The 13,088-nt window shown below is 58.3% G+C and carries 10 protein-coding genes; 4 read left to right on the plus strand and 6 right to left on the minus strand.

Going from position 1 to position 13,088, the window contains the following annotated elements:
• The first annotated feature begins 224 nt into the window (after positions 1-224).
• Positions 225-1,166, plus strand: coding sequence for a DMT family transporter (locus Q4E11_RS10120; protein WP_303165515.1), 942 nt, complete (start codon positions 225-227; stop codon positions 1,164-1,166).
• Positions 1,167-1,374: 208 nt separating this feature from the next.
• On the plus strand, positions 1,375-2,283 hold the full coding sequence (locus Q4E11_RS10125) for a class C sortase (protein ID WP_303165516.1): 909 nt from the start codon (positions 1,375-1,377) through the stop codon (positions 2,281-2,283).
• On the opposite strand, the gene Q4E11_RS10130 is transcribed toward Q4E11_RS10125, so the two are convergent.
• Both Q4E11_RS10130 and Q4E11_RS10135 read right to left on the minus strand, forming a co-directional pair.
• A complete protein-coding gene (locus Q4E11_RS10130; RefSeq protein ID WP_303165517.1) occupies positions 2,276-4,462 on the minus strand; it encodes a YhgE/Pip domain-containing protein in 2,187 nt (728 codons plus the stop codon). The genes Q4E11_RS10125 and Q4E11_RS10130 overlap by 8 nt on opposite strands.
• On the minus strand, positions 4,462-7,095 hold the full coding sequence (locus tag Q4E11_RS10135) for a YhgE/Pip domain-containing protein (RefSeq protein ID WP_303165518.1): 2,634 nt from the start codon (positions 7,093-7,095) through the stop codon (positions 4,462-4,464). The genes Q4E11_RS10130 and Q4E11_RS10135 overlap by 1 nt, the downstream gene beginning before the upstream one ends.
• 343 nt (positions 7,096-7,438) lie before the next feature.
• On the opposite strand from Q4E11_RS10135, the gene leuA reads away from it, so the two are divergent.
• Both leuA and Q4E11_RS10145 read left to right on the plus strand, forming a co-directional pair.
• Complete coding sequence (gene leuA / locus Q4E11_RS10140) at positions 7,439-9,256, plus strand: 2-isopropylmalate synthase (protein WP_303165519.1); 1,818 nt, start codon at positions 7,439-7,441, stop codon at positions 9,254-9,256.
• Between the two features lie 82 nt (positions 9,257-9,338).
• A complete protein-coding gene (locus Q4E11_RS10145; protein WP_303165520.1) occupies positions 9,339-10,655 on the plus strand; it encodes an exonuclease domain-containing protein in 1,317 nt (438 codons plus the stop codon).
• Between the two features lie 20 nt (positions 10,656-10,675).
• Here the strand turns inward: Q4E11_RS10145 and Q4E11_RS10645 are convergent, their stop codons facing one another.
• From Q4E11_RS10645 to Q4E11_RS10160, 4 genes are read right to left on the minus strand one after another with little or no spacing between them, the layout of a single operon-like run.
• Positions 10,676-11,092 carry a DCC1-like thiol-disulfide oxidoreductase family protein gene (locus Q4E11_RS10645; RefSeq protein ID WP_368410418.1) on the minus strand — a complete coding sequence of 139 codons (417 nt, stop codon included), beginning with the start codon at positions 11,090-11,092 and terminating at the stop codon, positions 10,676-10,678.
• Entirely contained in the window at positions 11,089-11,691 is a 603-nt protein-coding gene (locus tag Q4E11_RS10150; RefSeq protein ID WP_303165521.1) for a hypothetical protein, read from the minus strand. Before Q4E11_RS10150 ends, Q4E11_RS10645 begins: the two co-directional genes overlap by 4 nt.
• On the minus strand, positions 11,692-12,609 hold the full coding sequence (locus tag Q4E11_RS10155) for an ImmA/IrrE family metallo-endopeptidase (protein ID WP_303165522.1): 918 nt from the start codon (positions 12,607-12,609) through the stop codon (positions 11,692-11,694).
• Positions 12,610-12,621: 12 nt separating this feature from the next.
• Positions 12,622-12,960, minus strand: coding sequence for a helix-turn-helix transcriptional regulator (locus Q4E11_RS10160; protein WP_303165523.1), 339 nt, complete (start codon positions 12,958-12,960; stop codon positions 12,622-12,624).
• Between the last annotated feature and the right edge of the window lie 128 nt (positions 12,961-13,088).

A 13,088-nucleotide genomic window follows, 5' to 3' on the forward strand; every position in this document is an offset into this window, starting at 1 on the left:
TCACTACTTCTCCTGGTCGAAAAGTGGTGATGCATTCACCGCTAGAACCTACCGGCCTGTTTTTGCCATAAACTAGGTCACTTTCTCTGGTGGTTCGCGGGATACCCGGGCAATCGCAGGGGAACCAGCCCAATACCCGGGCAATCCCGCAGAATATCCGCCGAAATACCCGCTTAACTCCGCAAAGTGGACATGGCAAGTGGTGGGTGCCTAGCATTCCCTACGTGAACAATGACCTCCTTGCTGCCTCGCTGGCGCTCCTATCTGCGCTCAGCATCGCTTGGGGAACAGTCATCCGCCACAACCTTTCCGGTGACCTGGATGAAGACACCGGCACCTTGCACGGTGTGGCGAAAACTTTAAAGCAACCGCGCTGGTGGCTCGGATCGACCTTGGCAATTGCCGGGTATGTATTTCAGGTCGCCGCACTGGCATTTGGCACATTGCTGCTGGTGCAGCCGCTGCTGGTGATGAAGCTGATGCTCACGCTGCCACTGGCTGCGAAAGTAAATGGCCGCAGGATTTCAAAGTCAGAAACTGCCTGGTCAGTGGCGCTGACTTTTGCGGTGGCAACGTTGGTGCTGCTCGGCAAGCCGGCGGCCGGCTCCACCAATATCCCGACTCACCTGTGGGGATGGGCTCTCGCCGCTGGTGGCGTGGTCATGTGTGGTCTATATGCTGCAGCAGTGCGGTGGCCCAACACGGGAACTGGCAGTAACTCAGCGGCGGATAAAGAAAATCGCGGAGTACTGCGCCAGAATCCGAAGGCTCTGTTGCTCGGCACTGCGACCGGCTGGTTGTATGGCTTCGTCGCACTGTTGTCGAAATCGGTCATTGATATCTACGTCAACCACGGGCTCGTCAAACTTCTGCTTGCCTGGGAACTCTGGCTGCTCATTGCGCTGGCACTGATAGGAGTGGGCCTGCAGCAGGCCGCCTTCAACGCAGGCCCACTGCAGGCGTCACTGCCAGCCATGACTGTGGTGGAACCAATTGTGGCTTTCACCTTGGGATACATCGTCCTCGGCGAGCACTTCCAGGCGGTTGGAGCGCAGTGGATTGCGCTGGCCATCGCGCTGGCAACCATGATTGCGGCCACCATCGCCCTGGCGGCGCGACCGGCCGAAGCCTCCGCAACCGGTGCACCAGGCGCAACCGGCGCATAAGGAACGAGTGGCGCTGGCCAAGCCAATGGCACGTGCTGAGAAGATTTCTGCTCGTCTCGCGGAATGGCCTAAATTGGTACTTAATTGTTAAGTCGTAGGCCTGGTCAACTCGGCAGGAGAAGACCCCATGACCGGGGATTGTTCCAGGCAAAAAGCCCCCGTGTCCTCTAGATTGGCCACAAGGTAAGGCCACCGAAGGTAGGAATCGATGGGTCGTCACTCCCATTCCCAGCGGACTAAAAAAGCCAAGAAACTCAACGCGAATACCATCATCGCCCTGCTGCTGATCATTGGCGGTTTGGGCGTGCTGCTGTACCCGGTGGTCGCAACGCAGTGGAACAACTTCCAGCAAGCTCGCGCCGCGGATGAGTACTCCAAACTGGAGAAATCCGTGCCCCCGGAGGTTTTGGACACCGCCTGGAACGAGGCCCACGACTACAACGCCCAGCTTGGCGAGGTCAACCCCGGCGACGCCTGGACCACCAACGATGATGAGTCCTCGCCGGAATACCAGCGCTACCGCCACTACCTCGACGTCCTCGCCGACACCGACGCGCTAGGCCGCATCGTCATCCCGTCCATCCACTCTGACCTGCCCATTTTCCACGGCACGTCGGACAAGGTGCTCGCGCGCGGCGTCGGCCACCTCTACGGCACGGACTTCCCGGTCGGTGGTATCGGAGAGGGCGAAGGTCGCCACGCGTCTCTATCCGCGCACACGGGGCTGCAGAATGCGACGCTGTGGGACAACCTCGACAAGGTCAAAAAGGGGGACGCGTTCTACATCGCAGTCGCGGGCCACAAGCTGAAGTACGAGGTCCACGACGTAGCCGTCGTCAAGCCTGATGAAACGGACGCTTTACGACGTGTCCCCGGGCAAGACCTGATCACGCTGATTACGTGCACGCCTTACGGCATTAACACGCACCGCCTGCTTGTCACCGGTCACCAGGTGCCGATGGACCCCGAGGAAGAGGCCGTATTCGACGGCACCGGCTCGCAGTGGCAGTGGTGGATGTGGGCCATCCTGGCAGCAGCGGCCGTGATTATCGCGCTACTGATCTGGTGGCTGCGACGGATGCGCAAGGAAGACAAGGAGGCCGAGCCCACTACGTAGTGGCCATGACCTTGGTCTTTTCGATCTGATCGCGGATCTGGTTGATGCCCTTTTCAAACACGCGCTGGAACACCAGCGCCAGGATCAACGACGGGATGATGAACAGCAACAGGATGACCGTGTACTTCCAGAAGTCGTTCTCATAGACACCAGCGATGGCGGCGCGGAACATGTCAATGGCGTAGGTGCCCGGCAACCAGGGACTGATGTTCTGGAACCACTGCGGCACCAGCGGCAGCGGATACGCGCCACCGGCGGCAGACACCTGCATCACCAGCAGTAACACGCCAATGGCCTTACCGGCGTTGTCGAAGGTGAAGACGAAGGAGTAGATGATCATCATAAACACCAGCGAAATCACCCAGCCGGCCAGCAGCATCAGGAATGGATGCGCGGGCTCCATGCCCACGTAAACCATGAGGCCAAGCACCATCAGCGTGGCCTGCGCGAGGCCAACGCTGGCGAAGGTGGCGAACCGGCCGAAGTACTTCTCCGCGCGGGTGTACTCCTCGCCGTCGTCGTCCTTGCCGCGGCTATTGCGCACCGCAGTGCGAATCAGCACCGACGACAGCAGCGCACCAATCCACAGCGACAGCGTGGCGTAGAACGGGGCCATGCCAGCGCCGAAGCTCTGAACTGGGAAGACGGGGTCTTCTTCGACCTTTACGGGCGCGGCCAGCTGTGCGGCCAGGGCGCTGGGGTCGTCACCAATGACGGCGGCAATCTTGGACAGGTCACCGGTGTCCTTGGCCTCATCCAGAGCGCGGTGGACTTCATCGAAGCGACCGGCTAGGTCATCAAAACGCGTGCTGAGACTCAGCGTGGCCGCGCTGGTTTTACGCAGCGCCTCCACCGGGGAGCCGCTGATGGAATCGCGCACTCCCTGGATGTCCTGGCCAATGACATCAATGTCATTGCTCAGGCGCGATACCGGCTCGGACAGCGCATCAATCTGCGGGCGCAGGTTTTGCTCGTAGGAGTTTCGCGCCTTCTCCACCGCCGCAATCGCAGAGGTGAACGCATCCTTGGCCTGGCTTATCGACGACCCAGAGTCCCTACCTCCACGCAGGTCAGAAGCCACCTTGGCGAAGCTATCCTGCAACCCGCGAGTGCGCGCAATCGAGGCATTCATATCCGAAATCGCGCGATCATAGCCCGGCTTGGCAATCCCCGGCACCACCGCGCCGACCGTGTCTTCCAGGCGGTCGCGCAGCGCAGTGAGGCCATCGGCCTGCTGGCCGAACTTGGCCGCCATCGAATCGAAGGTATCCGCTGTCGCACCGCGGGTGTTGGCGGTGCCGTCGAGAAGCTCGTCGACGCGATCGCGCACGCCTTCGTAGCTGGCCAGCGTCGAGTCGAGCGCCGTGCCCACGGAACCGCGCACGTTGTCCACCGCAGCTGCCAGATCGGCGGCGGCAGTGCTGTCGCCCGAACTGTTGGTCAGATCGCCCATGCGTGCCCCGGCATTTTCCAGGATGGAATCGGCGGTCTCCACCAGCGGCACGGTCGTGTCCACCAGCGACGACAATGAGCGCGCCGTCTGCGCCCCAGAGCGCAGGCGCGTGGCGGTATCATCCACACGGCTTTGCACCCGCGTCAACGCCTGCTTGGTGTCCGAGGTGTTGAGGTACTCATCCAGCGAGGCGATTGTCCCGAGCCCAACGCTCGCAACCACCTGCGTGAAGTTCTTATCAATCTCCTGGATCACACCACTTGCGCCCTTCGTCGTAATAATCGACGACAGCGCATTCTTCTTCTCATTGGTATAGAGCTTCAGCTTCGGTGCGGTAGTACCCCGCACATAGAACGTCATCAGCTCATTACTGAAGTTCTCCGGCAGCACAATTGCCGCGTAGTAGTCACCGGACTTGGTGCCCTCCACGGCATCGTCGGAGTCCGTAATGGTCCAGTCGATGTCGTGGTTACGGCTCAGCTTAGAGAGCACCTCATTGCCCAAGTTCAGGTCAATCGCACCGATATCCGTGCGATGCCCGCGGTCATTGCTAGCCACCGCGATCTTGAGCTGGTCGGTATTTTCAAACGGCTCCCAGCTGGCCAGCACATTGAAGCACGTAAACATCAGCGGAATGATGACCAGGCCGAACACCATGATGCCTGTCATGGTGTTCTGGCGAATGACGCGCCAGTCATTCCGCACAATTTCGAAAATATTTCTCATTAGGCGTCACCTTCTGAGTTCTTCTCCGCGCTTGCCGACGGAATCTTCGTCTGCGGCTGGAAAGTATTTTCATCATTTTCCAGGGAGTACGCACGCGGATGCGAAGTTTGGTGCTCCATGTAGGCGCGCAAGTCCTCCTCCGACAGCTCACTGAGCCGTCGAGCATTAATAACCGACTGCTTGACGTACTCGCGCACCGCGACATAGCCGACACACACGAGGATAAACAGGCAGGCCAGGCCGAAGAACAGTGCCTTTTGGTCCGGGTAGCGCTTGGCCAGAATACCCAGCACCACCAGGGCAACTAGCGCAACTGCGATACCGATTCGCATGAGCAGCGCATAGCTACCGCGCAAGTTGTCCATCCGCTCATCAATCCGAGTCCGGTACTCCTCGCGGTTGCGCAGCGCAAAGACCAGATCGCTGAGCTTGTAGCCACTGCCAACCAGGTGGACTTCCTCGTTATTGATCAGGCCGCCTTCCTCGAGCTGGTGGTTGACCAGGACGTTGACCGAGGAAAGACTGCGGCGCAGCCAGTAGCCGACCACGTAGGCGACGATGGCCATGACCATCAGCATGATCATGTTCTTCGCGTAGTAGTTGGAGTAGAAGCCACCGATGGTCTCACGAAGCGCATCAATGCCGTACGTCAGCGGCAAGAACGGGCTGAGAGCCCGGAAGAAGTCTGGAGTCATCTCAATTGGGTACAAGCCCGCAGCGCCCGGAATTTGGATGAACGCCAAAACCACCGCGATACCTCTACCGACGTGCCCGAATGCGGAGACCAAACTGTAAATGATGGCCAGATAACACAGCTCCACCACAACACAGGTGAGCACAAACGCGAAGGCATTGACATTCTGCACACCAATGACCAAGTCACCGATTGAAACAATCAGCGCCTGGAACACAGCAATGATGCCCATCAGCAGGAAGCGGCCAAAGTAGGCCTGGCCGACCGTGAGTTCCTTGAAACCGTCGGTATCAACCTCCAGACGGAAAATCACCATCAGAATGAAGGCACCAATCCACAGCGACAGGTTGGTGAACAGGGCCGCCATACCTGAGCCGTAGTGATCCACCGGGAACACGGAGTGCGTTTCAATCTCCGCCGGGTCACTGAGGAACTGCGAGATGCCCTCTGGATCCAGGTCATACACAGCGCCCATTGCCTCGCGCTCCTGAGTGGTACCCAAAGTGAGGACATCAAGACGAGCTGTCTCCAAGCCCTCTCGCACGCTGTCGAGGTCTCCCTTAAAGGACTCGAGGACCTTATCCGCAGCGGTGAGCTGCCTACTCGTGGCGTCGAGAAGCGCAGACGTCTCCCGGACGGTATCCTTTTGCGAACCCAGCGCCGCAGCATACGAGCCCACGCGGGAATTGAGCTCATTGAGCGTCCGGCTGAGCTGCGGGAGCACGTCCTTCGCGGCGTTGCGCACCTGATCAGAGGCGGCCTTGCCGTCCTTCGTGGCCTGCTCCAGCGACTTGGCGGTGGCGTTCAGAGAATCCAGCGTGCCCTGCGCCGAGCCGGAGATTTCTTTGAGACCATCGACAAGCTCCTGGTTGGTGGCGTTGCTCTCCCCCAGCGCATCAATAGTCCGCTGAATTGCCTGCTTATCCTGACCATTCAACGGGCTGGCATTCAGCAGATCATTCAACCCACCGATAACCTGGTCGGCCTGCTTGACGATGTCATCCGCAGCAGCTGTGGCCGAATCCGCACGAGAGATCGCCCCCTGCAGATTCGCTGTCGTCGTGCCAATAGCGGCGCTGGCGTTTGCAGAGCCCTCCACCAGCGCAGTGCTGCCCTGCAGATAGGCATCATTGATATCCCCGGAGAACGACAACACCTCGTTGTTCAACTCGCCGGTGATGTTCTGCACCTGCGTCAATGCATCCTGAGCATCGTCGAGAGCGACGTTGACACTGCCGAGCGTCTTCTTAATCTGCGCAATGGTCGGCTGCAGGTCGGCGAGTTGGCCCTGAATGGAGCCGACCTCATCGCGGCTATTGGCCACTGCATCGGCGACATCTTGGAAGGCATCGGCGGAGTTCGCCCGAGCCTCGTCGAAGCGCCCCTGCAGGTCACCGCCAGCATTCTTGACCTGCTGAGTTACCGCTTTGGCGATTTCCTTATTGAAGGTCGCCGAAATCTGACCATCAATTCCGGTCGCGCCCTGCTCAGTAATAGGTGGCGAAATCGCATTGATTTTCTCATTGGCTCGGTACGTCAGCTTGGCTGGGTGCCCGTCGCCCTTAATGAGATCGACCATTTCCTGCGAAAACTCCGGAGGAATAGTGATGGATGCAAAGACCTTGCCGCGTTTCAGGTCGCGATCGGCCTTTTCAGCGTCGAGGAATTTCCAGCCCAGCTGATGATTCTTCCTGAGCTCTTGGACAACTTGGTTGCCCACATTGATATTTCCGGTAACAGGGGAGCTTGCGCCTCTGTCCTCATTAACCACAGCCACACCGATGTTCTCGGTGTTTTCGTATGGATCCCAAAAACCCGGGATGTTGAACCACGAATAAAGGGCAGGGGTAATCATCACGCCGATGATGATGATCCACACCCTTGGGCTCTTCCGGAGACGGCGCAAATCTCGCGAGAGAATAGACCAGCTGGTTTGCACCTTTAGGACGCTATCATCTTTGGTCCGCTAAAGATATTACGGCTAGTTATAGAACTATACCGGGTTCTCCTTGGGTTGCGCTGGTCGGCGGAGCTGCGGCGCATCGGGCCGTCGTAAAGCGCGGACGCCTTTAGCGTCGACGCAACCTCCCTGCACAACGGCTTTCACCCCATGAAAACCCCCAAATGATGAAATTCCTCACCTCGACGGGGTAAGGTACATCACATGCAACGCGGACTACTGCTTCTATGCCGCGGCGGGGCTTGGATGTAAGGCCGGCTCCCCGTCGCGGGTTAAGTTGTGCCGGCCGAACAGAAAAGTCCGTAAAAGAAAGGCCCACAACATGACTCCCTCTGATGCATTCATTTCCGCTCCCTCTGTAATCTCCACGCCTGCGGGCGAGATTCCGGAAGGTCAGCCGAGCTGGAACAAGCAGCGCAACTCGCAGATGGCTGTGAACCGCTACCTGCCTTATGACAAGGAAGTTCAGGACTTCCAGCTGAAGGACCGCACCTGGCCGGACAAGCGGATTACTAAGGCGCCGGTATGGTGCGCCGTCGACCTGCGCGATGGCAACCAGGCACTGATTGACCCGATGAGCCCGGAGCGCAAGCGCCGCATGTTCGAGCTGCTGGTGCAGATGGGGTACAAGGAAATTGAGGTCGGCTTCCCGTCCGCATCCCAGACCGATTACAACTTCGTGCGCGAGATCATTGAAAACAACATGATCCCGGACGATGTCACCATTCAGGTGCTGGTTCAGGCGCGCGAGCACCTGATCCGCAAGACCTTCGAGGCCTGCGAAGGTGCCAAGAACGTGATCGTTCACTTCTACAACTCCACCTCGATTCTGCAGCGTGACGTGGTGTTCCGTAAGGACAAGGACGCCATTAAGAAGCTGGCTACGGATGCGGCGGAGCTGATTAAGACCATCGCCAAGGACTACCCAGACACCAACTGGCGCTGGGAATACTCCCCGGAGTCCTACACCGGCACCGAGGTTGAGTACGCCAAGGAAGTCGTCGACGCTGTGGTTGATGTCATCGACCCGACGCCGGAAGATCCGATCATCATCAACCTGCCGTCGACCGTTGAGATGACCACTCCAAACGTCTACGCAGACTCCATCGAGTGGATGGACCGCAACCTCAAGCGCCGCGACTCCATCATCCTGTCGCTGCACCCACACAATGACCGCGGCACCGGTATCGCCACCGCCGAGCTGGGCTACATGGCCGGCGCCGACCGCATCGAAGGCTGCCTGTTCGGCAACGGCGAGCGCACCGGTAACGTCTGCCTGGTCACTCTGGGTCTGAACATGCTGACCCAGGGTGTCGACCCGCAGATTGACTTCTCCGACATCGACCTGATTCGCCGCACCGTCGAATACTGCAACCAGCTGCGCGTGCCAGAGCGCCACCCATACGGCGGCGATCTGGTGTTCACCGCCTTCTCCGGCTCGCACCAGGACGCAGTGAACAAGGGCCTCGACGCAATGGCAGACAAGGTTCGCCCTGGCGCTGCGGTCAAGGAGCTTTCCGACGAAGAAATGCGAAAGGTCACCTGGGAGGTTCCATACCTGCCTATCGACCCGAAGGACGTCGGCCGTTCCTACGAGGCCGTCATCCGCGTCAACTCCCAGTCCGGCAAGGGCGGCGTGGCCTACATTATGAAGACCGACCACGGCATGAACCTGCCGCGCTCCATGCAGGTCGAGTTCTCCTCGATCGTCCAGGCAGTCACCGACGCCGAGGGCGGCGAGGTCAACTCCAAGGCCATCTGGGACATCTTTGCTGGTGAGTACCTGGACCGCGAGACTCCGCTCGAGCAGATTGCCCTGACTGTCGATGCAGCTCAGAACGAGTCGGACGTCACCAAGATCAAGGCTCACATTGTCTACGAGGGCAAGGAGCAGACCGTCGAAGGCTCCGGCAACGGCCCGCTGGCCGCATACGCAAACGCGCTGGAGAAGCTGGGCATCAACGTCGAGGTCCAGGAATACGTCCAGCACGCTCGCACTGCAGGTGACGACGCCGAGGCTGCCGCCTACGTCCTCGCCGAGGTCAACGGCACCAAGGTGTGGGGCTCCGGCATCGCTGGTTCCATCACCTACGCTTCGCTGAAGGCTGTGACCAGCGCGGTCAACCGCGCCCTGGCTTAGTTGGTGGTTTTGGTCCTTTGAGTTAATGACTAGGTTTATGGCACTTTCTCCGCAGGAAAGTGCAACAGCTAGTCTTGAGGTCATGACTGAATCGGCGCGCGAAGAGCGCAATGCGACTCGCTCCTCTTCCAGCAGGCGAAGGAGGCGGCGGAATCGACGCCGCACTCATCGCGCGTCCGGGTCTGCGCAGCAACAGCAGCAACGGCAAGAGCAGTCGCCGCAGGCCAAGCACGCAAACAAGCAGGCAAACAAGCAGCAGGCCGAAGCGACCAAGCAGAAGCCAGCTCAAGAGACTGTGGCGGGCTCAACCACGGCCACTGCAACCAACACCACAACCATCGCCACCGCCGCAACGAAGGCCGCCGATGAGCACAAGCAGTTCTCGTCGGCGGAGAAGGCTCCATACGCAATCGTGGCCATCCAGGCCACAGGCATCCACCCGAAGACATCGCGCCTGGTCAGCTTAGGAGTTTCCACCGCGGACGCGCAGGGCAACATCGTGGATACGTGGCACGTCGTCATCGATCCCACCGAGGATCCCGGACCGACACATCTCCACGGTCTGGAACCCGCAGATTTTCAGGGCGCTCCGAAGTTCGGCGTAATCCAGGCCAAGCTCGCACACGCGCTCGATGGCCGCACGCTGATTGCTCATAATGCACCGCTGGTCTGGGGTTTTATAGTTGCTGAGGCGAAGAGGGCACGTCGTCAAGCAAACCGCGAACGCGCCGCGCGAAACAAGCGCGGACGTCGCCGCACCAGGTCTCGGGCGGCGCGCATTCCCGCGCCGGTGAGCATCGTGGACACGCTGGAAACGGCGCGACGCCAGGGCACCAGGCTTGACGACGCCCGCCTGCGCGCTGTCGCGCGCGCCTACGGGCTGGATGTGCCCTCGCCAGTGGCGTCGGTTGAAGGCATTTCGGTGCCAGAGCGGGTTCGGACGCTGGATAACGTGACGACCACGCTGAACCTATTCCGCGCGCAAGGCGGCCTGGAAGATGCCGTGATCAGCGCATATGCTCCGGATGAGCTGCGGGAGGACAATGTGGGCCTGCAGCGCTCGGCAGTGCGGGTCGACGCGATGGAGGCACCGCGGCCGGTGGAGAATCCGGGTCGCTACGCACCGGGTGGAAAGCTGGCTGAGGGCATGGAATTTGTGGTGGCGCCGGAGGTGTCGACCAATCCGGATGAGCTGATTGCGGCCGGTGTGCGTGCGGGGCTGGTGTATTCGGAGAAGGTCACGCGGGAGTCGTCGGTGCTGGTGTGCAACAGGCCGGCGGATGTGACACCGGATCAGCTGACGGGCAAGGCGATGCATGCGCATCGCAAGGAAATTCCGATTGTCTCTGACGAGGCATTTCTGCGGTTGGTCTCCGAGATGCGTGACGGGGACGACTAGCGACTCATTCGGCGGTTTGCTCATTGCGTGGTTGCTATATTGCAGGCATTGAGGCCAAACGCAATACTGATTTGCTGACGATTGGATGCAATAACCCTATAGATGAAACTCCACAGCTTTCTTAGCAGCGGAAAGAGTAGGAGTGCACCAGCGCATCGGAATAATGACTTTTTACCAGCATGGCGCAGGACGATACCTATTGCCTCGTGCCCATACCGAAATATTCGATTGCTTTTGGCACCGGTGTCGGTCATGGCAACTGCTTCGGCTGAAATGTGTTGCCGAACTTCCACTGGTAAGGCCTGGTTTTCGGGGCTCGCACCAACCACGTGGGCATTACTAATCCTGGCTAGAAGTGTCGCGCTTGCCTCACAGAACCCGCAATCTCGGTCGTAGTAAAAGACAATCTCAGGGTCGAAGGTGGTGCTAGGATTCATCGTTTTTCGGCGGGCCTTCTGTACAGGCTCTTGCCATTGAGCTTGGTCTGCTCGAAATTGACTAACACATCAAAGCCCTGGAGGTTTTCCCAAATTTCCCTGGCTTGCCCGCGCGACACGATAGAGCCCAACTGTACACAGCGCAACAGCACGTGCTCCGTATTAAAAATATGGCCAGCAACCTGCTTGCGCGCCAACTCGCAGGCATCACCATCATCCATGATGAGCGCAGTAACTACGTCCTTGTCCTGATCCTTCGCGCTAAGACAATGAGCGATAGCAATGTACTCCCCCAGGTGCTTAGCTTTGCCTCCTTGAAACGTATAGCCAGTACCAGAGTAACGGCGAACGTAGGGAAGCAGTTTTTTGATGTCATCGTCGAGAACTTCGACATTCTGTTGATTCAGGAACCACTCCCAGGGGCTCTTTCCACATGCAAAGCGCGGCGTGGCCAATTTGCGTTCGACTTCATTTCTCACTGCACCCGGAATACTGATTGTCATCTTTCCGGCGAAATCGAGCAAATACTGATGATTCTTCGAACAGACGAAATTAAGAAGTACGCTTGTATCAGCTACTAAGAGGTGGCCACTCATCATTTATTGAGTGCTTCCTGAATTATCGGAGACATCGGAGACATCGGAGACATCGCCGAAGAAAGCATCCAGCTCCGCAAAGGGATCCGGTTCCACATCACTCGCAATTTGATCCTGCACATTGGTGCCATGACCCAACGGGGGCAACTGCGACTGCGAAGCACTTATCAGTTCTTTCACCTCGTCAACACTGCTCATTTCAGCAAAAGCAATGCTCGGAAGGTCGACTATCCCCTGTTCGTAAGCGCGATAGGTATCCTTCACCAACCGCGCCGATGGTTGTACCAATCCAGAGACTTTTACTGCCCGGTCATAATCAGCTTTCCAGCCATACCGAGCAGCCAATGCGGGAGCTGAGATCCCCTTGAGCTCCTCCGCCTGCTCCTCACTAATGAGATCAGCGTGTCTCATCTGAATGAGCGCCACCTTCGGCGAAATCTGATACCTCCGAACGACATAGGACAACGCAGCTAAGATGTCACGGCTACTGGTGAGTTCACCGAGCTTTTGATCTGACTTCAGCCCGTCGGTTGGGCAGAGCACATTGCGAGCAAAGGTATCAGCACGGACTTCCTGATGATCACGCTTGCCACAGACGTAAATCCCAGGCTCGGAGAGCCCATCATCTTCGGCAATTTTCGAGGACTCGAAATCACTGGAAATAAAATGCCCAATTTCATGCGCAACGGTAAACCGCTGACGATAAGGAATGGATGACTTGGCGATTCCAATGACCGTCGCTCCCGTCACAGGATCGCGCAAAGCTAGTGCATCCACATGGTCCGGCAAGTCCAGAATCATAAAATCTGCATCAACCAACTGCATAAAGTCAGCGATGTCAGCGATTGGATCATTTCCTAGGGCGTGCTTCTTGCGGAATTCCTCAGCAAGGTTGAGCCCCTCCTTACTCGCACTACACACGGAACTCCCCCCTTAATTTTGAGTTAGCAGCACTCGAAGTTGCAGGTAAGGCAAAAGCATCTCCTGTGCTTCCTTAACACTCGCACCATCCCGTGACGTGCGCGCCACCGCCTGCACACGCTGGCTGACCGGGTTTTCCTCCACCAGTTCATCCACCGGCACACCAAAAGCCCACGCCAGCGCCATAGCCTGGTCAAGAGAATAAGCTGCCTTGCCATTTTCTAGGCGGCTGACTGCAGATTGCGACACCACACCGTCAGTAGCGTCAGCCAAATCGCGTGTAGTCATGCCACGATTTGTGCGCAACTGGCGCAAGCGTGCACCGAAGCAGCTGCTTTCTGCATTCACCATTTCAATTCCCCAATTTCTTTCCCCAATTTTCCCCCACAACTACTAGTTGAAAGTATAAGACACCTACTGAATCAACACAACTACTTTTTGATTCACACACCGCTTCATGCCCAATCAGCGGCAGCAGA

It is taken from the genome of Corynebacterium sp., from assembly GCF_030532195.1.
Lineage (GTDB): Bacteria > Actinomycetota > Actinomycetes > Mycobacteriales > Mycobacteriaceae > Corynebacterium.